The sequence below is a fragment of the Bacteroidota bacterium genome (assembly GCA_016183775.1).
In the GTDB taxonomy this organism is placed as follows: Bacteria; Bacteroidota; Bacteroidia; order JABDFU01; family JABDFU01; genus JABDFU01.
In genome coordinates this window covers 26,405-48,522 of sequence record JACPDY010000048.1, presented here as the reverse complement: position 1 = coordinate 48,522, position 22,118 = coordinate 26,405, and the positions used below count along the sequence as shown (strand labels likewise).

19 protein-coding genes are annotated in these 22,118 nt (G+C 39.7%); 17 read left to right on the top strand and 2 right to left on the bottom strand.

The window, feature by feature from the left end; genetic code table 11:
- Positions 1–4: 4 nt before the first annotated feature.
- The 14 genes from HYU69_06485 to HYU69_06420 all read left to right on the top strand — a co-directional run bounded on the left by HYU69_06485 (position 5) and on the right by HYU69_06420 (position 16,899).
- Positions 5–955, top strand: a complete 951-nt coding sequence (locus tag HYU69_06485; GenBank protein ID MBI2269993.1) for an NAD-dependent epimerase/dehydratase family protein — start codon at positions 5–7, stop codon at positions 953–955.
- Positions 936–1,949: a polyprenyl synthetase family protein gene (locus tag HYU69_06480; protein MBI2269992.1), complete on the top strand. Its 1,014-nt coding sequence runs from the start codon at positions 936–938 to the stop codon at positions 1,947–1,949. The genes HYU69_06485 and HYU69_06480 overlap by 20 nt, the downstream gene beginning before the upstream one ends.
- Positions 1,950–2,200: 251 nt before the next feature.
- On the top strand, positions 2,201–2,527 hold the full coding sequence (locus HYU69_06475; GenBank protein MBI2269991.1) for a (2Fe-2S) ferredoxin domain-containing protein: 327 nt from the start codon (positions 2,201–2,203) through the stop codon (positions 2,525–2,527).
- Between the two features lie 39 nt (positions 2,528–2,566).
- Positions 2,567–2,917 carry a hypothetical protein gene (locus HYU69_06470; GenBank protein MBI2269990.1) on the top strand — a complete coding sequence of 117 codons (351 nt, stop codon included), beginning with the start codon at positions 2,567–2,569 and terminating at the stop codon, positions 2,915–2,917.
- A 50-nt stretch (positions 2,918–2,967) separates the two neighbouring features.
- The gene (locus HYU69_06465; GenBank protein ID MBI2269989.1) at positions 2,968–5,694 is read left to right on the top strand and encodes a 2-oxoglutarate dehydrogenase E1 component; all 2,727 of its coding nucleotides are present in this window, start codon (positions 2,968–2,970) and stop codon (positions 5,692–5,694) included.
- Between the two features lie 242 nt (positions 5,695–5,936).
- Complete coding sequence (gene odhB, locus HYU69_06460; protein MBI2269988.1) at positions 5,937–7,220, top strand: 2-oxoglutarate dehydrogenase complex dihydrolipoyllysine-residue succinyltransferase; 1,284 nt, start codon at positions 5,937–5,939, stop codon at positions 7,218–7,220.
- 83 nt (positions 7,221–7,303) lie between these two features.
- A complete protein-coding gene (locus tag HYU69_06455) occupies positions 7,304–8,008 on the top strand; it encodes a hypothetical protein (protein MBI2269987.1) in 705 nt (234 codons plus the stop codon).
- A gap of 352 nt (positions 8,009–8,360) precedes the next feature.
- Entirely contained in the window at positions 8,361–8,948 is a 588-nt protein-coding gene (locus tag HYU69_06450) for a sigma-70 family RNA polymerase sigma factor (protein MBI2269986.1), read from the top strand.
- A 1-nt stretch (position 8,949) separates the two neighbouring features.
- Positions 8,950–10,557 carry a hypothetical protein gene (locus tag HYU69_06445; protein MBI2269985.1) on the top strand — a complete coding sequence of 536 codons (1,608 nt, stop codon included), beginning with the start codon at positions 8,950–8,952 and terminating at the stop codon, positions 10,555–10,557.
- A gap of 4 nt (positions 10,558–10,561) precedes the next feature.
- Positions 10,562–11,329, top strand: coding sequence for a hypothetical protein (locus tag HYU69_06440; GenBank protein MBI2269984.1), 768 nt, complete (start codon positions 10,562–10,564; stop codon positions 11,327–11,329).
- 42 nt (positions 11,330–11,371) lie between these two features.
- Positions 11,372–13,288, top strand: a complete 1,917-nt coding sequence (gene acs / locus HYU69_06435; GenBank protein MBI2269983.1) for an acetate--CoA ligase — start codon at positions 11,372–11,374, stop codon at positions 13,286–13,288.
- Positions 13,289–13,436: 148 nt separating this feature from the next.
- Positions 13,437–14,150 carry a polyprenol monophosphomannose synthase gene (locus HYU69_06430; protein ID MBI2269982.1) on the top strand — a complete coding sequence of 238 codons (714 nt, stop codon included), beginning with the start codon at positions 13,437–13,439 and terminating at the stop codon, positions 14,148–14,150.
- Between the two features lie 41 nt (positions 14,151–14,191).
- Positions 14,192–15,526, top strand: a complete 1,335-nt coding sequence (locus HYU69_06425; GenBank protein ID MBI2269981.1) for a dihydroorotase — start codon at positions 14,192–14,194, stop codon at positions 15,524–15,526.
- Positions 15,523–16,899, top strand: a complete 1,377-nt coding sequence (locus HYU69_06420) for a 1-acyl-sn-glycerol-3-phosphate acyltransferase (GenBank protein MBI2269980.1) — start codon at positions 15,523–15,525, stop codon at positions 16,897–16,899. The genes HYU69_06425 and HYU69_06420 overlap by 4 nt, the downstream gene beginning before the upstream one ends.
- Here HYU69_06420 and HYU69_06415 read toward each other — a convergent pair.
- Together HYU69_06415 and HYU69_06410 are read right to left on the bottom strand one after the other, a co-directional pair.
- On the bottom strand, positions 16,896–17,888 hold the full coding sequence (locus tag HYU69_06415) for a glucosaminidase domain-containing protein (GenBank protein MBI2269979.1): 993 nt from the start codon (positions 17,886–17,888) through the stop codon (positions 16,896–16,898). The two genes, HYU69_06420 and HYU69_06415, sit on opposite strands and share 4 nt — an antisense overlap.
- A gap of 200 nt (positions 17,889–18,088) precedes the next feature.
- The gene (locus tag HYU69_06410) at positions 18,089–19,042 is read right to left on the bottom strand and encodes a 1-aminocyclopropane-1-carboxylate deaminase/D-cysteine desulfhydrase (GenBank protein ID MBI2269978.1); all 954 of its coding nucleotides are present in this window, start codon (positions 19,040–19,042) and stop codon (positions 18,089–18,091) included.
- Between the two features lie 28 nt (positions 19,043–19,070).
- Here HYU69_06410 and HYU69_06405 point away from each other — a divergent pair, with 28 nt between their 5' ends.
- Genes HYU69_06405 through HYU69_06395 form a run of 3 tightly spaced genes read left to right on the top strand, consistent with a single transcriptional unit; the run spans position 19,071 to position 22,044 of the window.
- Positions 19,071–19,259 carry a hypothetical protein gene (locus tag HYU69_06405; GenBank protein MBI2269977.1) on the top strand — a complete coding sequence of 63 codons (189 nt, stop codon included), beginning with the start codon at positions 19,071–19,073 and terminating at the stop codon, positions 19,257–19,259.
- Between the two features lie 20 nt (positions 19,260–19,279).
- Positions 19,280–21,283 carry a tetratricopeptide repeat protein gene (locus HYU69_06400; GenBank protein MBI2269976.1) on the top strand — a complete coding sequence of 668 codons (2,004 nt, stop codon included), beginning with the start codon at positions 19,280–19,282 and terminating at the stop codon, positions 21,281–21,283.
- Positions 21,283–22,044 (top strand): response regulator transcription factor, encoded by a 762-nt coding sequence (locus HYU69_06395; protein ID MBI2269975.1) that lies wholly within the window; start codon positions 21,283–21,285, stop codon positions 22,042–22,044. The genes HYU69_06400 and HYU69_06395 overlap by 1 nt, the downstream gene beginning before the upstream one ends.
- Positions 22,045–22,118 lie beyond the last annotated feature (74 nt).

Below are 22,118 nucleotides of genomic sequence, written 5' to 3'. Positions count from 1 at the left end.
ACAAATGAATACAACAGTATTAACTAAAATACTTGTGACCGGTGGCGCAGGCTTTATTCCAAGCTGCCTTGTTGAGAAGCTTGCTGAGAACGAACAGAATTTTGTGGTTATCGTGGATAATCTGCTTACCGGCAGTTTGGATAAGATCCCTGTTTCAAAACATGGTAATATTAAATTTATAAAATGTGATGTAAATAATTTCAATGAGATATCAGCGGTGTTTCGCTCTTATTCATTTGATTTTGTTTTTCATTATGCGGCTCTTGTTGGTGTTAAACGTACACTTGAAAGTCCTGTTAAAGTACTGGATGATATTAATGGAATACGAAATATACTGGAATTGTCGAAAAATACCAGTGTGAAGCGGGTGTATTATTCATCGTCTTCTGAAGTTTATGGAGAGCCGGTGGAATATCCGCAGAATGAAGATACAACTCCTTTAAATTCACGTTTGCCCTATGCAATTGTTAAAAATGTAGGCGAAGCATTTTTGAGATCTTATAAAAAGGAATTTGGGTTAGACTATACCATCTTCCGCTTCTTCAACACCTATGGCCCAAAACAAAGTAAAGACTTTGTGGTGTCAAAATTTATCTCAAAAGCGCTTAAAAGTGAAGATATTCCCGTCTACGGTGATGGAAGTCAAACCCGGACATTTTGTTTTATCAATGATAATATTGAGGCAACTACCAATGCGTTTTATAACAATAAATATGTAAATGATGTTTTAAATGTCGGAGGAGAAACGGAAGTGCCAATCGTTCAGTTGGCGCAATTAATCATTAAATTAACGGACTCAAGATCAAAAGTTGTTCATTTACCGGCACTCGAAGAGGGTGACATGACACGCAGAAGACCCGACATTAGTAAAATGAAGACTTTGCTAAAGGAGCCGATGAAGCCGTTAGAGGAAGGTTTGAAAATTGTCATCGGAAATACACGCTACATACTTTAACTTGAACCCGACACAACAATTCTGGCAGCTTATTAATTCAGGGGTTGAAAAATTTTGCAGCAGCCTTAATGGTCAGCCTGTTGAATTATACGAGCCATTAAAATACACCTTGTCGCTTGGCGGTAAACGTATGCGCCCGCTGCTTAGCCTGCTTGCATGCGACCTGTTTGATGGCAATGTGAGTGATGCATTAAATCCCGCTCTTGGTATTGAATTGTTTCACAACTTTTCATTGATCCATGATGATATTATGGATAATGCTCCCTTGCGCAGAAATAAGCCGACTGTTCATCAAAAATGGAATTTGAATACCGCTATACTTAGCGGTGACGCGATGCTTGTGAAGGCATACGAATTGATAAGCACATCCGGATGTGATCCCGGACGTAAAATAGAAGTGTTGAAAATATTTAATGAAACAGCGTTAAAAGTTTGTGAAGGCCAGCAGCTGGATATGAATTATGAAAAACTTCTGTCAGTGACCATTGGTCAATACATAAAGATGATAGAACTCAAGACAGCGGCATTGTTGGCCGGCGCATTAAAAATAGGTGCTGTTACCGGCGGGGCAAGGCCTGAAGATGCGGATCGTATATATGAATTCGGAAAAAATATCGGCATTGCGTTTCAATTACAGGATGATATTTTAGACGTATATGCGGACAAGGAAAAGTTCGGCAAGCAAAAAGGTGGAGATATTATTGCCAACAAGAAGACGTTTCTTTTGCTAAAGTCGATCGAGCTGGCAAAGTTAAATCCGTATAAAAAGGAAGAGCTGCAGCAATGGATATATGCCCCGTCGTTTGATCCGCAACAAAAAGTGGAAGCCGTTACAGCCATTTACGATTTTTTAAATGTGCGTAAACTGGCCAATGCTGAAGTGACGGGTTATTACAATAAAGGAATTGAATTGTTAAACGAAATTCCCTGTGATGAAAGCAAAAGGAGAAATTTAGTGGCGCTGGTTGAAAGTCTCATTAGCAGGGAGGGATAAGGTGTTTAGTGTTTGAGCTATTTTTTAACGCACTGAAAATTTTTATAATGATTAGAATTTATATCGAATAAACTTTTTTGTGGGTTTTAGTGTTTTTGTGCTTTAGTGGCAATTGGATTTTGGCCACCAAAGCACGAAAGCTCTAAATTTTTTCCATATATATTTTTGAAAATGTATATAATAATCTAATTCGATATAATCTCTATTGTAAAATCAGCGCCTTCTCTACTTGGAGAAGACGGGGATGAGGTATGGAATTAATTTACGACAAACACATATTCATCTGCACCAACCAGCGTGCTGCCGAAGCTCCGCGCAGAAGTTGCGGTGAGGCTCATGGCATGGAAATAGTTGATGCCTTTAAGAAAAAACTCAAAGAGCTCAACCTGCCGGTCAAATTAAGAGCACAACGTGCAGGCTGCCTCGACATTTGCGATTTCGGGCAAACTGTTGTTGTTTACCCGGAAGGAATTTTTTACGTTGGTGTTGAAGTAGAAGACGTGGATGAAATTATCAATGAGCATATCATCAACAACAGACCTGTTGAAAGATTATTGTTATTTAAACATAAAAAGTAACCTTCTCCCTCTCCGTCGGAGAGGGTCGGGGTGAGGCCTATGAACATAACACCATATTTCAACAAGTTAGATTACATCAACGCCACAGCGCAGCAGATCATAAGGGATTTTGATATGTTTGGTATTGAGATCAAATTTTCCGGCGATCCCGAAAATGCGTACAACGAATTGCTGTACCAGGTCAGTCCGCATATAGCCAAACTGATCGAAGGCGATTACAAAAAGCTGCTTAATTTACTTTACCGGATCGATGTGAATGAGAGCAAAGTCTCTGCAATTGTGAGCGATACCACCGTTACCAGTTTATCAGAAGCCATCGCTGATCTTGTTATCAGGCGGGAGTTGCAGAAGATCGTTCTCCGCAGGCATTATAGCCCCAAAGATCAATAGAGAATTCATCTTAATTTACTAAATTTGATAAGCGTAATTATAATCCAACCATGGACAAGCAATCTTATTTAAGTAATGCTGAAATTGCCACTGTTGATGAACTTTATCAGCAGTATATAAAGGATAACAGATCCGTTGAAGCGGGTTGGGCCAGGTTTTTTGAAGGCTTTGAATTTGCCCGTAAAAATTTTGAAGAAACAGGTGATATTCCCGATAATGTCCGCAAGGAATTTAATGTGATCAACCTGATAAACGGGTATCGTACCCGCGGACACCTTTTTACCAAAACGAATCCTGTTCGTGAACGAAGGCAATATTCACCGACACTGGATATTGAAAATTTCGGCTTGGTAAAAGCTGATCTTGAAACTATTTTTCAGGCCGGAACCCAAATTGGTATCGGTCCTGCCAAATTGAAAGATATCATTGCCCATCTGAATCAAACTTATTGTCAATCTGTTGGCGCTGAATATATGTACATACGTTCCCCTGAGATCATAAAATGGCTCCAGGATAAAATGGAAGGTTGTAAGAATACTCCAAAGTTCAGTATGGTGGAGCGTATGGCGATCCTGGATAAGCTGAATCAGGCAGTGGTGTTCGAAAATTTCCTGCACACAAAATTTGTCGGGCAAAAGCGGTTTTCATTGGAAGGCGCTGAAACAGTCATTCCTGCTTTGCATGCAGTATGCGAAACAGGGGCCGACCTTGGAATAAAAGATTTTGTTATCGGTATGCCTCATCGTGGCCGTTTGAATGTGTTGGCCAACATTTTAAATAAAACCTACGAAGATATTTTCACAGAGTTTGAAGGCCGTTTGTCAGAGGATTCCGTATTTGATGGTGACGTTAAATACCACATGGGCTATTCATCCGACCAGGTAAGTAATAATGGGAAGTCCATGCACATGAGCTTAACACCTAATCCATCGCACCTGGAAGCAGTCGATCCCGTTGTAGAAGGAATAGCCCGTGCTAAAATTGATAATGCACATAAGGGAGATAATAGTAAAGTATGTCCGATACTCATGCACGGTGATGCGGCTTTGGCCGGACAGGGTGTTGTTTACGAAGTGATACAGATGTCGCAGTTGGACGGATATAAAACGGGAGGAACTATTCATGTCATTGTAAACAACCAGATCGGTTTCACCACTAATTACATCGATGGACGTTCGAGCACCTATTGTACTGATGTCGCTAAGGTGGTATTGTCTCCTGTGTTCCATGTGAATGGTGATGATGTGGAGGCGGTAGTGTATGTATCACAATTGGCAATGGCGTTTCGTCAAACCTTTCACCGTGATGTATTTATTGATGTATTGTGTTACCGTAAGTATGGACACAATGAAGGCGATGAACCCCGTTTTACCCAGCCATTGTTGTATAAAGCGATAGCGGTTCATCCGAATCCACGTGAGATCTATGCTCAGCAACTGCTTGCAGAAGGTACCATTGATGGCAGTATGGCCAAAGAGATGGAGAAAAATTTCAAAGAATTGTTACAGGGGAAGCTGGATGAAGCCAGGCAGGTGGAAAAAGCCAAGGTTACATCGTTTATGCAAGGCCAGTGGAAAGGTTTACGTATGGCAGTCGACAAAGATTTTGAAAGGTCACCCGATACAGCAGTTGATAAAAAAGTATTTCTCGACATAGCGAAAAAGATCAGCACTCTTCCTGCGGATAAGAAATTCTTCAGTAAAATGGGGAATATTTTTAAAGAGCGTTTGGGGATGATCGAAAAGGATAATTATGATTGGGCCATGGGAGAGTTGATGGCGTATGCAACCCTCATGAATGAAGGACATGATGTACGTTTCAGCGGGCAGGATGTTGAGCGCGGCACCTTCTCGCACCGGCATGCTGTGGTTAAAATTGAGGATTCGGAAGAAGAATATACTCCTTCGAATAGTTTTGGTGCAAAAGGTAAGCTGGATATATACAATTCATCCCTATCCGAGTATGGTGTGTTGGGTTTTGAGTTTGGTTATTCATTGGCGGCGCCCGGCGATCTTGTAATTTGGGAAGCCCAGTTTGGTGATTTCTTTAACGGAGCTCAGATCGTGATCGATCAATTTATTACATGCTCGGAATATAAGTGGAGAAGGATGAATGGCCTTGTAATGCTTCTCCCGCACGGCTATGAAGGACAGGGCCCAGAGCATTCCAGTGGCCGCATGGAAAGGTTTTTACAGCAATGTGCCGAAAATAATATACAGGTTGTGAACTGTACAACACCTGCCAATCAGTTTCATGTATTGCGCAGGCAATTGAAGCGGGATTTTCGCAAGCCGCTTATATGCTTTACTCCTAAAAAATTATTACGCTACCCGGCCTGTGTTTCATCTGTGACTGATTTTACCACAGGAGGATTTAAAGAAGTGATCGATGATGTTTCGATAGACGCGAAATATGTAAAACGCGTTGCATTTTGCACCGGCAAAATCTATTACGACCTGGTTGAGGGCAGAGAAAGATCCGGCACTCATGAAGTGGCAATTGTTCGTATTGAGCAATTGTATCCGTTCCCGGCTAAACAAATACAGGAGATATTATTGAAATACAAGAGTACCAAAGAATATTATTGGGTACAGGAAGAACCGGAGAATATGGGAGCATGGAGTTTCATGATACGCATGTTCGGGAATGTGCCGCTTAAATACATTGGCCGCCACGAAAGCGCAAGCCCTGCAACGGGTTTCTCCAAAGCTCATGCAGGTCAGCAGCAGGCAATTGTAGATAAATTATTTGAGAAAGCATTAGTAATAAGTAAATAGTAATGATTGCAGAATTATATTGTTTTGGAGCGGGCTGGCAATGACAAAACGCGATGCCGATGAGCCTTGCGGGTGAGCAATCGTTTTGTCTTGATTTCAGCCCGCTTGCTGGCTCAAATGTACACCGTACATTTGCCCTGTTACTTTTCTTCATCAAGGAAGAAAAGTAAGTGAAGGATTCTTAAATGTTTGTAATAATAAAATGTAATTGACTTTGATAAATTTTTAATCCCAAATAAACAATGGCCATTCTGCAGCAAAAAGTTCCCAGCCCCGGCGAATCAATAACGGAAGTAGTAATTGCACATTGGTTTAAAAAGGATGGAGATTACGTGGAGAAAGATGAAGCTATCGCTGAAATTGATTCAGATAAGGCAACCCTTACGCTAAATGCTGAAGACAACGGCGCGATAAAACTTCTGGCGAAGGAAGGCGATACCGTTAAAGTGGGACAGGTAGTTTGTTCAATCGATACGAGTGTTAAGGGAGAGAAGAAGTCGGAAGTCGGAAGCCGGGAGTCGGGAGAAGAAAAGGTTGGGAAAAGGGAAGAAAAACAAGTTGTGCAATCAACAACCAACAACCATTTGTCAACCAAAGCTTCAGCGCAGGTTGAACAACCAACAACCACATACGTCACCGGTACACCATCCCCATCTGCGAGGAAACTTATGGATGAAAACCAGATCCCCGTTAAAATAAATGGGAGCGGTAAAGATGGTCGTATAACCAAAGGAGATGTATTGAACGCCATGAGTAAAGGCTTTGACACAGGCGCTTTGAAAGGCTGGTCAGGGACACGTGATGTGGAAAGTAAAAAGATGACGCCTTTACGTAAAAAGTTGGCGCAGCGATTGGTTGCTGTAAAAAATACCACAGCCATGCTTACTACTTTTAACGAGGTTGATATGAGCCAGATATATGCCTTGCGTGCGAAATACAAAGATAAGTTCAAGGAGAAATATGGCGTTGGGCTCGGCTTTATGAGCTTTTTTACTAAAGCGGTTTGTGAAGCGTTGCAGCATTTTCCTGCTGTTAACGCGATGATAGATGGGGAAGAAATTGTTTATTATAAATATTGTGACGTAGGTATTGCCGTTAGTGCTCCAAAAGGTCTCGTAGTTCCGGTATTAAGGAATGCCGAAACAATGTCGCTCGCGCAAATTGAAACTGAAATTAAAAACCTTGCTGTCAAAGCCCGCGATAATAAAATTGAATTAAAAGACATGGAAGGCGGCACATTTACCATCACCAATGGAGGCGTGTTTGGTTCACTCATGTCAACGCCTATTATTAATCCTCCTCAAAGTGCTATCCTTGGTATGCATAATATTGTTGAGCGCCCGATCGCCGTGAACGGACAAGTTGTCGTTCGCCCGATGATGTATGTGGCGCTTTCTTATGATCACCGCATTATTGATGGCCGAGAATCGGTGGGCTTTCTTGTAAAAGTGAAAGAGATGTGTGAGAATCCTTCTAAGCTTTTGTTTGGCGGCAAGGATCCGAGTGATGTTTTGTTGGGGTTGTAAGCAGAAAGAGATATGCTACTTCGACTCTTACCATGGTAAAATGGATCAATGAGTAATTATATAACTCCTTTAAAATTAATATTGTGAAAATTTTAGCATTGTTTGCTACACTTGTTTTCATAGCTCCAATTGTAATTTATTCTCAGGATACAATTGTCAAAAAAGACGGGCAGATATTCTTATGTACGATCCAGAATGAGGATAGTGTAAAAGTTGATTTTATTTTTAATAAGGATGGCAAGAAAATTTTGGGTTTCATTAATAAAAGTGATATTCAATCTCTTAAGCGCGGCGTTCCGGAGAAAGAGCCCGAACTGTTTTTTGATAAGGCTGCTATTGGCCTGGGTGTGGGCCTTGATTTGGGTGGAATAGGAGCAAATGTACTTGTATATCCCGGCCGGAAGAATTTGGGGTTTTTTGCAGGCACCGGTTATGCAATTGCGGGCGTCGGTTTTAATGCTGGAATAAAGTTCAGGATTAAGTTCAATAAGGATTTTGCTGTGGCTGTTCCATATGTTTTGGCGATGTATGGGTATAATGCAGCAATAACTGTGAAAAATGCAGAATCTTATAATAGAGTATTTTATGGTCCTTCATTTGGATTAGGTATAGATATCCGGTCTAAGCCAAGTGGGAAACGATATGTATCCCTTTCCTTTATTGTTCCTGTAAGAAATTCGGATGTTTATGACTACATTAACTATCTGAAGAGTAATAGTCCGGTTGTGTTTAAAAATCAATTAATGCCAGTAGTGTTATCTATAGGGTATAGAATAATTGTATTTTGATTTTAGTTAGTCGTGAAGCTCCTGAAGAGGTAACTCTGCTCTTGCCTGAATTTCAAATTAAGCCAGTTTTTCCGTATTCTCCCAACCAACAACTTGTCCATCACTTCTTTTCATGGCTTGCCACCTCCATAAATTTATGTAAGTGGAATAATAATCTGCAGGTTTTATTTTTCTGTCATAAACAGGCGGATAAAAACCGGGGCATCCCCCAATAGTCGTTTTCTGTTCTTATTTTAACTTTCCTTTCGTAATAAGTAATAAAAGCTACTCGTTATTATAAAAGAGCATTTTTCCCATTATCAGATTGTGACTTTTTTGCCCCTCTTGCATTATGATGCTAAAAGGAGGTAAAATGATAGCTTTACTGAATATGACCGATCAGTCTAAATACCACCTTACTGTTGAGCAGATTAATGCTGAGCTGGAACAGGTAAAAGCGGCACAAGATGATCCGCGAAAGTTCGAACTTATATATAAAACATATTATGCCCGTATCGTAGGGTATGTTTATCAGCGGGTGGATAGCAAGGACCTTGCTTATGAGATAACGGCACAAGTGTTTTATTCGGCACTGAATAATCTTTCAAAATTCAAAGCTCAGGGCGTTCCTTTTGGCGCCTGGTTATTCCGGATCGCCGGCAATGAACTGAATCAGTGGTTCAGAAAAAATAAAACACAGCGTACGATCAATATCGATGAAGAGGCGATAGGCAATTTAAAACAGGAAGTGGATGAACGAGTCTCAGCCAATATAGATAAGGACCTATTTCAAGCACTGGAAGAATTAGAGCTAGATGAACTGGACCTAATCGATATGCGCTTCTTTGAAGACCGCTCCTTTAAAGAAATATGCGAAATAACAGGAATGGGCGAGAGCGCTTGTAAAATGAGGATATACAGGATACTGGAAAAATTAAAAACGAAACTTAAAAATATTTAATATGAGCAAGTTTAAAATAAATACAAATCGCGAAAAACTTTCTGAACAGGAAATAACGCAACACATGAACTTCAATAAGTTTATGTCGGGTTACGCAGCTAAAGCGGGTTGGCTGGCAAAGGGTGTGAAATTGTATTCACTGATAAGCGGTTCTGCAGCCTTGGTAGCTGTTTCAGCTTACCTGGTTTACAATAGTGCCGCATCAGCAGATGTTTCATCTGTAAAACCATTTATAGATCCACCGGTTAGGGCTTTAGATATTGCATCTGATAAATTTGTATTGAACACAGAAAGGGATACCACTATTGTTTATAAAACAGGCTCTATTATTGAAATTACTGCAAATTCATTTGTTGATTCCGATGGGAATGATGCAAAAGGAGAAGTTGAATTCCGTTATAGGGAATTCCATGATCCTATTGATATTATGTTGAGCGGGATTCCGATGGATTATGATTCGGCCGGAACCACTTACCAGTTTGAATCGGCAGGTATGTTGGAAGCTTTGGCTTACCAGGATAATAAGCCCTTGCGGCTAAAGCCCGGCAAAACTTTATTGGCACACCTCGTATCGCATACTAATACCGATGACTACAACATTTATTACCTTGATACTGCTCAAAAAAAATGGAATTATATTTCCGAAAACACCCACAAAAACGGAACATGTCAACCCATATTTGATACCACAAATTCAACAGTCCATCATGACTTTACCTACGCTTTTAATGATGAACTCAAAAAGCCGCGTAAACCTAAATTGGCTGCAACAAATGCAAAGAGTTTCAGCATCGATTATAACAAAGAAGAATTTCCGGAGTTGTCGGCCTATGACGGGGTAAAATTTGAACTGGCCGAAACCGATCAAAGTTACGATCCTTCATTGGCAAACAAGCTGTGGGAAGATGTGTATATAAGAAAGCACCCTGATAATGAACATTACATTGTAACTTTTAACTCATCTAAAGAATCGCATAGTTTTGTTGTAACTCCTGTTGTTGAAGGTAAAAATTACGCGCAGGCAATGAGGGAATATGAGATCAGAACAGCAGAATATATCAGCCTGCTTGCAAAACGTAAAACAACTGAACGCGCAAGTGGGGATTCATTATACCGACTCAGAGCTATATATAGTGGAGCTGTGCAAAGAGCAAACCTGAATGAGCGGTTTAATAATTTTATAAGTGGAAATTATATGGATGCTTTTCCACTTAGCCTGGTGTACAGAACACTTATGATCAGTAATATGGGTGCCTGGAATTGTGATCGTCCTGAGCCTTTCTTTTCAAAGGTGGTGAGATCAGTACCAACATTTAAAGCTTCATTCTCTGATAAAAATGGTAATGCCCTTTTCGTACGGAATATTTATTTATTGAAAAATGGTGAGAACACAGTGTATAATGTTGGAGAAAATGCTTTTGACAGTTTCCCGTTCGGGCATGTATTTATTGATAAAATTGTTGGGATCACCTATGATGAAAAGGTAGTTTACATAGGCAGGGATGAATTGGATCGGATAAATACTAATAATGCTTCCATTGAGTTTAAGATGGAGATTACAAACAATATTAAAACACCCCAGGAATTAAAGCAGTTATTGAAATTGTGAACGAATGAAGATCAAAGTGCTTATTCTTTTAATAGGTATTGCAACTGTTTGCTGCGGACAAGATCAGTCTGGTGGCAAGTCAGTTGTTTTTAAAGTTCGCTCGCCTTTGGCTAAATGTTCTGTATTTTATGAAGATTCTGTTTTCTGGCTTGAAAAGGAAAATACAGTCCGTGTTAAAGTAAAGGGGAGAAATAAGAACGTGAAATTGATTGTGGAAGGTGGTCGTATCGTATCAAATGATGGAGATACCTATGTGTTGCGATTTGGAAGCCCCGGAATGGCGGCTGTTTCCGTATATCAACAAACAGACAAAAGCCGAAAATTGATCTATACAAAGCAGTATAAAATAAAGACGCCTACACTATTTTTTTGCGGGGTTAAACTCGACTCCGCCTCAAAAGTTTTGAAAATGCGGGGCTGTCACTTATACGCCTTTTCGCAGTATTATAAAATGAATTTGAAGGTAAGATCATTTGATATGTATTTTACGGAAGATACAGATAGGTATAACAAGGATAAGAGTAAAAGGGTTCCGATACTATTTAAATCCGATACCTGTATTCTTTCTGGTGAGATGAAGCAGAAGGTGGTTGATTTTCAGCCAAAGTACAATGACATTTATTTTCACAATATTATTTGTATTGCACCGGATGGCAGTAAAAAAATATTGGACCCGATACAGCTGAGTGTTAAAAGAGATACTACGGATAAACAGACATTCAGTCTTATTTATGCTGTTCAAAAGAAAATATTTGGGCTCTCTGGTTTTTAGCTATATTAGTTCGTTAATTTTTCAATGTAATTAGCGGACAATATGTCATATATCACCTCCTTCCAACAATACCAGTCTGAATACAAAAGAAGTATTGATAACCCTGAACAATTCTGGGCCGAACAGGCCGAACAATTTATCTGGCGCAAAAAATGGAACAAAGTATTAGAGTGGAACTTCATTGAACCCAATGTGAAGTGGTTCATTGGCGGAAAATTAAACATCACGGAAAATTGCCTTGACAGGCACTTGGCTACTCGCGCTGATCAGCCAGCCATTATCTGGGAGCCGAATGATCCCAAAGAAAAGAACAGGACACTTACTTATAAAGAATTGCACGAGCAGGTTTGCCGCTTTGCTAATGTGTTAAAGAACAATGGTGCAAAAAAAGGTGATCGCATTTGCATTTATATGCCCATGGTGCCGGAGCTTGCGATTGCGGTTTTGGCCTGCGCACGTATTGGGGCAATTCATTCGGTTGTCTTTGCCGGTTTTTCATTCAATTCACTTTCAGGAAGAATACATGATGCTTCGTGTAATATTGTTATTACTGCGGATGGCGGCTATCGGGGCGCAAAGGATCTTCCTTTAAAGCCTGTGGTTGATGAGGCGCTGAAAGATTGCCCGACAGTTAAAAGGGTGATTGTTTGCAGAAGAACAGGTGCTGATATAACAATGGCTGAAGGAAGAGATGTTTATTTAGAGGATGAGCTGAAAAAGGTGGATGCCGATTGTCCGGCCGAAGTAATGGATTCAGAAGACATGCTTTTCATTCTTTACACTTCCGGATCAACAGGTAAGCCAAAGGGTGTTGTCCATACATGTGGAGGGTATATGGTTTATACACATTATACTTTTATGAATGTATTTCAGTATCAAGACACCCTCGCCGAAGGAGAGGGTGGGGCTGCGGTCTATTGGTGTACTGCAGACATTGGCTGGATAACAGGACATTCCTATTTGATATATGGGCCTTTACTCTCCGGAGCCACTACCCTTATGTTTGAAGGGATTCCAACGTATCCTGATGCTGGACGTTTCTGGCAGGTCATTGATAAATATAAGGTAAATATTTTTTATACGGCTCCTACTGCCATTCGTTCTCTTGAAGCACAGGGGCTTGATTTTGTAAAACCATACAAGCTCGATTCATTAAAGGTACTCGGTACGGTGGGTGAACCTATTAATGAAGAGGCCTGGCATTGGTATAATGATAATATAGGAAAAGGAAATTGCCCGATCGTTGATACCTGGTGGCAAACTGAAACCGGAGGTATTATGATCTCACCGCTTGCTGGCATAACAAAATTAAAACCGGGTTATGCCACTTTGCCTTTACCTGGTGTTCAGCTTGCTATCCTTGATGAAAAAGGAATTGAACTGAAGGGGAATAATGTGGAAGGATTGCTTTGTATTAAATTCCCCTGGCCGGGTATCCTCAGAACCACTTATGGCGACCATGAACGATGCAGGAAAACTTATTTTGACAATTTCCCGAATTATTTTTTTACAGGAGATGGCTGTAAGCGCGATTCAGACGGGTATTATCGTATTACCGGAAGAGTGGACGATGTCATAAAGGTCTCGGGGCATTTGCTGGGTACGGCCGAAATTGAAAGCGCCATCAATCAACACCCTGATATAGTTGAAAGTGCCGTGGTGGGTTTCCCTCATCCAATAAAGGGCTGGGGCGTTTACGCATTTGTAATACCGGATCACGAGCGAAAAGATATTGATGTTTTGAGAAACGAAATTATTGAATCTGTCCGCAAATACATGGGTCCGCTTGCCAAGCCTGATAAGATACAGGTTGTAACAGGTTTGCCTAAAACCCGGTCAGGGAAGATCATGCGTCGGATTTTACGCAAAATTGCTGAGGGTGATTTTTCTAATTTTGGAGATACCTCTACATTACTGGACCCGGGCGTGGTGGAAGATATCAGGATTGGTAAAGTGTGATATTGTAATGTATTGTCCTGCCCCTCAGTATTTTGTCAATCGGATACCACTTTACGCGAACGATATTTTTTCGTTAAAAAGTGTTAACCGGGTTCCTGGTTTAAAAATCTAACTGTATATTTATGAGTAGTTTACAAATAAATATATTTTGTCAGATAGCCTTGTTATAATACCAACCTACAACGAAAAAGAGAATATCGAAAAGATGATCCGCAAGGTGTTTTCTTTATCCGTTCCGTTTCACCTGCTAATTGTCGACGATGGGTCGCCTGATGGCACAGGTAACATAGTGAAACAACTAATGACAGAATTTTCGGGAAAGCTTTTTATTGAAGAACGTCAGGGGAAGTTAGGTTTAGGGACAGCATATATACATGGTTTTAAATGGGCGCTTAAACGCGGCTATGAATATGTTTTTGAAATGGATGCCGATTTTTCGCATAATCCTGATGACCTGGTCAGACTCAGAGAAGCTTGTGTAAATGGAGCTGACGTGGCAGTTGGATCACGCTATGTCAGTGGAGGCAATGTTGCCAACTGGCCTGTGGGCAGGATACTGATGTCGTATTTTGCTTCGGTATATGCACGCATGGTTTTATGGGTGAATATAAAAGACACTACAGCAGGATTTAAATGTTACAAAAGAAAGGTTTTGGAGGCGATCGATCTCGACGGAATTAAATTTATCGGTTACGCCTTCCAGATCGAGATGAAATATACTGCTAAACGGCTCGGATTTAAAGTGGTTGAAGTACCTATAACCTTTATCGATCGCAAAGAAGGGCAATCAAAAATGAGTACCGGTATTTTTAAAGAAGCATTTTTGGGCGTGCTTCAGATGCGCTTCAAAAAAATAAAATAGAAAATTTCTCTTCTTTGCAGAAGATGAATGAGAGGGCCATAATGAAAACGATCATCAGGAATGCTGTAATTGTTAATGAGGGGAAGACCTTTACAGGTCATTTACTTATTGAGGATAAACGGATAAAGAAGATCTCAGAACAGGAGATTACCGACAAGGCCGATAAGGTTGTTGATGCCGCGGGAAAATATCTTCTGCCGGGGTGTATCGATGATCAGGTGCATTTCCGTGAACCGGGCCTTGTACACAAGGCCGATATTTATACCGAATCAAAGGCGGCTGTTGCAGGCGGGGTAACATCGTTTATGGATATGCCTAATACTGTTCCTAATACACTTACGCAGGATCTGTTAGAAGCCAAATACGAGCAGGGTTCGGAAAAATCACTGGCAAATTATTCCTTTTTTATGGGTGCTTCCAATGATAATATTGAGGAAGTACTTAAAACAAACCCTCGAAATGTTTGCGGAATAAAAATTTTTATGGGTTCATCAACAGGCAATATGCTGGTCGATAGCAGGCAGACTCTTGAAAATATTTTTTCAAAAAGTAAACTGCTGATTGCAACTCATTGCGAAGATGAGGCTACTATACGCGCTAATGCTGAATTATACAGGCAAAAGTACGGTGAGAATGTTCCTGTTGAATGTCACCCATTAATCCGTAGCAGCGAAGCCTGTTACAGGTCTTCTTCGCTGGCTGTTGAACTGGCAAAGAAATACAATGCACGTTTGCATATTTTACATATTTCTACTGCTCAGGAATTGAGCTTGTTTGATAACACGAAATCTTTAAAGGAGAAAAGAATAACCGCAGAAGCCTGCATACATCACCTTTGGTTCAGCGACGAGGATTATAAAACAAAAGGTAATTTTATAAAATGGAACCCCGCTATAAAGACAAAGCAGGATCGGGATGCCATTTTGCAAGGTGTTATTGATAATAAAATTGACATTATTGCGACAGATCATGCGCCTCACACTATTGAGGAGAAAAAACAAAGTTATCTGAAAGCTCCTGCCGGCGGACCGATGGTGCAACATTCACTTGTGGCCATGCTGGAGCTTTCGAAAAGAGGAAAAATAACTATTGAAAAAGTGGTTGAAAAAATGAGCCATGCGGTGGCTGATTGTTTTCAGATTGAAGCGCGGGGTTATATACGTGAGGGTTATTTCGCCGACCTGGTACTGGTTGACCTTAATGCATCATGGCAGGTGGACAGATCTAATGTCCTGTATAAATGTGGTTGGTCGCCACTGGAAGGGGAAACGTTTCACTCAAAGGTCACGCACACATTTGTAAATGGCCACCTGGCTTATGAAAACGGTGTGTTTGATGAAAGTAAAAAGGGTCAGCGCCTGTTGTTTCAACGATGAACAGTTTCTCTCTTATTTATGAAATTACCAGGCCGATAACGATGCCTGCTATCCGTATATTTTATAAACGGATCCAGATCAGTAATCTTAAGCACCTGTCAAAGAAAGGTCCTGTATTTATTTGCAGCAACCATGTGAATGCTTTCATGGATCCGATTTCAATACAATTACATACCAGTCGCCAGATATTTTCTCTTGCGCGCGGCGACGCGTTTAAAAAACCATTCATGCGTTGGCTGCTTACTCAGTGGAAACTGATTCCGATCTATCGTTTATCGGAAGGAGCTGAAAATCTTGGGAGGAACGAAGAAACATTTATGACCTGCAGTAAGGTCCTTAGCGGGGGCAATGCTCTTGTCATTTATCCTGAAGCAATTTGTGTGCAGGAACGCAGGCTGCGTAAACTAAAAAAAGGTGCAGCCCGTATTGCTTTTGGTGTTGAGGAGCAAATGGATTTTGGAAGTAACCTCGTTCTGTTGCCGGTAGGATTGAATTATTCGGCTCCCCCAAAATTCCGGAGTAATTTATTTATGAATTTCGGAGAACCTATTGCGACGGCTAAATATGCTGAGCTTTATAAGCTCGACAAGGCAAAGGCTCTGAATGAGCTGACAGCCGAACTGGAGCGCGCAATGAAGAAGCTGGTGGTGAATATTCAGCATAAGGAGAACGACCATTTAGTTGAAGATATTTATCTGATATATAAGGAGCAATTAATGATTGAATTGGGGCTCAACCCCCGCGATCTTGAAGCTGATTTTCAGGTGAGTTGTGATATAGCAAATGCCGTAAATTATTTTCAAGACAATCAGCCGCAATGGGTAGAGGAGGTAAGGCTAAAAGTAAGCGCATATATGGATGTGTTACGTGATCGGGAAATACCCGATCATTTGCTTACTGCAAAAGGTCTGCAAAGTATAAAAGTTGTGAGAGTTGGAGTCGATATTCTGATCTTTATTATTGGTATGCCATTGTTTTTCGTTGGTTTAATGACGAATTATCCACCATATAAATTGGGTCACGTTGCTGCTGATAAATTGGCCAAAGAAGTAGAGTTTCATGCCTCAGTTAATATGACGGTTGCCTGGTTTTCCTGGATAGCCTACTATGCAGCGCAGCTGATAGTAGTCGGGCTGTTATTTCACAGTTGGCTATTATTGGGTATATATGCGTTGTTAGTGCCCCTTACCGGTTTGTATGTATTGGGTCTATCTCCGGTGCTGAAGGAGGCTGCAGGTCGCAGAAAGCTTTTTAGCCTGATGAAAAGAAGTAAAACTCAGTTTGAAAACACGGTCAGGCAAAGGGTGGAGTTGATCGGTTTCTTTGAAAAGGCGAAAACAGATTATTGCAGGTATATAAAGTCGTTGAATTAACCTTTTGGGGTTTTTCTGAGCCAAAGTTTTTCTCCAGCTTTAGGTTCGCTTCCCGGTTTCATTTTATTTTTCTTATAAAGCTTCCGCAGTTTGATCCCGTATTTTTGAGAAATGTTATACATTGTTTCTCCTCTCTGAACAGTATGAAATTCTTCCGACCCCTTATTTCGTTTGGGTTGTAAGAAAACTATTTGTCCGGGCCGGAATCGTGTCTTCTTTTCCTTATCCAACTCATTGTATTTGCGTATCAGCCGGGGGTCTACATCATATTCGGTGCTGATCTCGTCAACTGTTTCGCCTGTACGGGTATAAATAAATTTACGTCCATTGATAAGCTGAATGCTTCGTTTGGAATAAGGAAGTTCGTATTTTTCATTTTGCGCTGAATACTTTCCTTTATGTATTTTTTTTTCTGCGGCGCTAAAGTAATTATCAACTGATGCGATAAGCTCGGGTGACGGTTGCTTAACGGTATCAAATTGGGATAATTTATTTTCTTCGATGATTTTAATAAGGCGGTTGGCATACATTGGATCGGTGGCATAGCCGGAAGCTTTTAATCCGTGAGCCCAGCCTTTATAGTCGGTAATTTCCAACTGAAACAGGAAGGCATAGCGGGGACGTGATTTTAAAAAATTTGAATGGTCAACATACGAGTCGAATACGGATTCATATTTTCTGAAACACTCATCTTTTTTATCGTCATCCTGAATAAAAGTGGGGCCAGTCCATTCTTTCTGGCATTTGATGCCGAAGTGATTGTTGGCATAAATGGCTAGAGGGCTATTTCCTGAATTTGATTCCTGGATACCCTGTGCAAGTGTAACACTTGCAGGTATGCCATCTTCATGCATTTCCCGGATCGCAGCATGTTTAAATTCCTCAATATATTGTTTTGCGCTTTTGCGGTTAGGAGGAGCCTGTGATGCAGACACATAAGCTATGCAAAGCAAAACAACCGTAAGTGAAATATGTTGTACTAATTTCATACCAGTCTTAAAATAGGTCACAAATAACTAAGATATGAAATTAGAATAAAGTTGAGGGGATCAGGACGTTTTAATTCTAAAATTTTTAACAACACAGTGTTATTAAGCCTGTTTTTTGAGTTTGTGTTGCAAAGGAAAAAAGGAAATCAGATGAATGGGTTGGATAGGATGATTGACAGTCATTTGTTAAAATTCCAGATTTATTTTTGAAAGCCTTTATTGCCTTGCAGTCCGCCGGTGTGTATGGCAATTATGCGGGAGCCTTTATTAAAATAGCCTTTTTTTATCAGATCAAATAGTCCGAAAAACATTTTGGAAGTATAAACATAATCGAGAGGAATGTTGTGTTGCTTTTCAAAGTTTGATGCAAACTCAAATAGTTGAGGGGTGACTTTTGCATAGCCGCCAAAGTGGTAGTTGGTTTCGATCCCGTACTCACTTGTTGAAGGGATTAATCCCGAGAGCCGTGGAGTATTTTTATTGTATTCATCTATAAATAGCTGCACACCCTCTTTCAAAAACTCTCCGCCCTTTAATACTGAAAAGCCAAGGGCTTTTTGGTGCGGCTTTAATGATAGTGTGATTCCCGCCAATGTAGCCCCGGTACCACAAGCGCAACACACATAATTAAAATCTTCAATTGTCCTTTGCCCCTCGTCCCTCGCCGCTTTCACGTTCCCCATTATTTCAACACATCCTGTAACTCCCAATAAGTTTGAGCCTCCTTCCGGCACAAGATAAAATGCGCCAAATTCTGTCTTAAGCTTTTCAATAAAGGCATCAGTATTTTTGTTCCTGTAGACCCCCCTGTCAATAAAATACAATTGCATGCCGCAACTTTCAGCGAAGGTTAATGTTGAATTAAGCGGATTGCTTCTTTCTCCTCTTATTATTCCGATCGATTTTAACCCATATTCTTTACATGCAGCGGCAGTAGCATGAATATGATTGGAATAGGCTCCTCCAAATGTTAAAATGGTGTTAAGTCCCAGTCGTTTTGCTTCCTGTAAATTATATTTTAACTTGAACCATTTGTTGCCGCTGATTGTGGGGTGTGTCAGGTATAATTTGCAGACAAATAATTCCGCACCTTGTTTATTAAGTATGGGGTCATTAAGTTTAATTATCGGTGGTTGTTCGTTTACCGTTGACATATCTCAAAAATACCTAATTTTGATCAGGATGAATGAGTTTTCAAATAAACCTGAACTTGAACCGGATGACTTTTATTACAGCGAAGAAGGTTATGTGGTTTTCACGGAAAAATATTTATTAAAGCGGGGCTACTGTTGCCAGAATGGTTGTAAGCATTGTCCTTATGGGTTCAATAAAAAAACAGGACGAATTGATAAGCCTCAAAGTAAATCATAAATCAGGTTAACCGCACAATTTTGAAAAATATATTTCCATATAATTTCACTTCTTCACTTTTAATGATTCTATTGTGTACCAATATCTCGTTCTCGCAAAATCGAGTAATTGATAGTTTGTTAAGTGGTTTAAAAATTGCTAAAGAAGATACTGAAAAAATAAATATTCTGAATGTCATATCGGATAAATTTACCAGGGGCAAACCGGATTCTGCAATTTTTTATGCAAGACAGGCGCTCGTTCTTTCGACAAGGATTAATTACCAATTGGGAGAAGCAGATGCATATTTGAACATTGGCTGGGCTAATACAAACTCCCACAATTTTTCAGCTTCGCTGAAAAATCTTACGAATGCTCAAAATATTTATAAGCAACTCCTTTCCCCCGAAAACGCGAACAGGAAAATTATTCAGAAGCAATTGGCTACTTCCTATCACTATACAGGTTGGACATACCTTGGAGAAGCATTTTATTCAAAGGCATTACAACAGTTTTTTAATGCATTACAAATACTGGAGGAAACTAACAACAGCAGTACAATTGCGCCTTTATTCAATAGTATAGGTAACGTTTATTTTTTTCAGCATGACAATTCAAAAGCATTGGAATATTATAATAAATCATTAAATATATCCAATAAGAATAATGACAAAAGGGGCCAAGCTACGTCACTCAATGGTATTGGAACGGTTTATACCAATAAATTAAATTATGAGAAGGGATTGAAGTATTTTCTGAGATCATTAAGGTTAAATAGAGAGCTTGGAGACAATGATAAGATCGCTGTATCAATACTTAATATTGGAGATTGCTACTTTGATCAGGGTCAATACAATAAGGCATTGGAATATTATTTGGAGGGTTTAAAAATTTCGAGAGAAATTAAGGATGACTTTCTTGTTTCAGGTTCTTCAACTGGTATTGGAAACGTTTATTTTAAACAAAAAAAATTTAAAGAAGCTCTGTCGTACCAGGATTCGGCATTACAATTAGGGAAAAAAATTGGATCGTTTAAACTTATTCGTTTAGCCGAGGAGTCCCTTAGTAAAATATATGAACAAATGCATGATGGAGTGAATGCATTGGATCATTACAAAAAGTATATTATTGCGAGGGATAGCAGTTTCAATACCGAGAATGCAAAAAAAATTGTGCGTGTAGAGATGAACTACGAATTTGAAAAAAAGCAGGCACTGGAAAAGGCCGAACAGGATAAAAAAGAAGCGTTGTATTTGGAAAGTGCAAAACGCCAAAAACAATTGTCGACATTTTTAATCTCCGGAGTGCTGTTATTTTCAGGGTTAGTATTTGTAATCTATAACCGTTGGCAGGTAAAGCGTCGGTTAACGCTTCAAAAGGACCTGGTTGAATATGAGCAGAAAGCCCTGCATCTTCAAATGAACCCTCACTTTGTTTTTAATTGTCTTGGGTCCATTTCCAGTTTCATTGCGCAAAATGGTACTGATTCGGCTATCCGTTACCTGGCCAAGTTTTCAAAGTTAATGCGTTTAACGCTTGAGTATTCTAAAGCATCACTTATCCCTATTGATAAAGAAATGGAAAGCCTTCAAAATTATCTTGAACTGGAGCAATTGCGTTTTAACGATAAGTTTGATTTCGAAATTAAGAAAAGCGCTCTCGTGGAAGATGATATGGCCTTACCGCCTTTGCTAATTCAACCATTTGTTGAAAATGCAATTTTACATGGTATTGTTCCCAAGCCCGGAAAAGGCAGGATAGAAGTTCATTTTAACATAGAAAATGATAACCTTATATGTTTGATTGTAGATAATGGGATTGGGTTGGAGAAGTCAAAGGAGGCTAAAGAAGGATCTGTTACTATGCATAAATCAATGGCTTTGGAAATAACAAAAAAGAGATTGGAGATCATGGAGTCAGTAACTTCAATGTCTGCAAATGTTCGTATGGAAGATATGATGGATAAAAACAATGAATTGTCCGGTACTAAAGTTATGATCAATCTGCCTGTTCAATTTATTTCAGACATAAAAATCAGAGTATAATGATAACTGCATTGCTTATTGATGATGACGGGAATTTAAGAAAGGGTTTGAAAAGTCTTTTGGCAAAGTATACTCCTGAGATAACTATTATCGGAGAAGCAGAAAGTGTAAAGACCGGAATAGAAGCGGTCAGCAAATTAAATCCCCAGGTCATTTTTTTAGATATCCGGCTTAATGATGGAACAGGATTTGATATTTTGGAACAACTGACAAAAAGCAATCGTAAAATAAATTCACATCTTATTTTTATAACAGCTCATGAGGAATATGCTGTGAAGGCATTTAAATTCAGTGCTTTGGATTACCTTCTAAAACCTATTGACCCGGTTGATTTGCAAAATGCAGTGAGTAAAGTTAAATCATTCATAGAAAAAAGTAATTCATTCGAGCATTTGGATCTGTTACTCGAAAATATCCGCAAAAAGGTTGACAATTTTAAGCGTATTGCATTGTCAACTTCAACCGGCATTCATCTGTTTGATGTAAATGATGTTATTCGTTGTGAGTCGCAAGATAACTACACCAATTTCTTTATCAAAGGGCATAAGCCAATTTTGATTTCAAAGACATTAAAGGAATATGAAGAATTGCTTTCTCAACATGGTTTTGAACGTATACATCAATCTCATTTAATCAATCTTTCTTACCTTAAATCGTATATCAAAAGTGAAGGTGGTTATGTGGTCATGTCCGATGGAACAAATCTGCCTGTAGCCCAGAGAAAAAGAGATAGACTACAAGAGCTTCTTAAATCTCTGTAAAGATTAATTTCCTTGCAACTCTATTTTAAATCCTTCAAATTCTAATTCGGATCCATCGAATTCTAAAAATATTG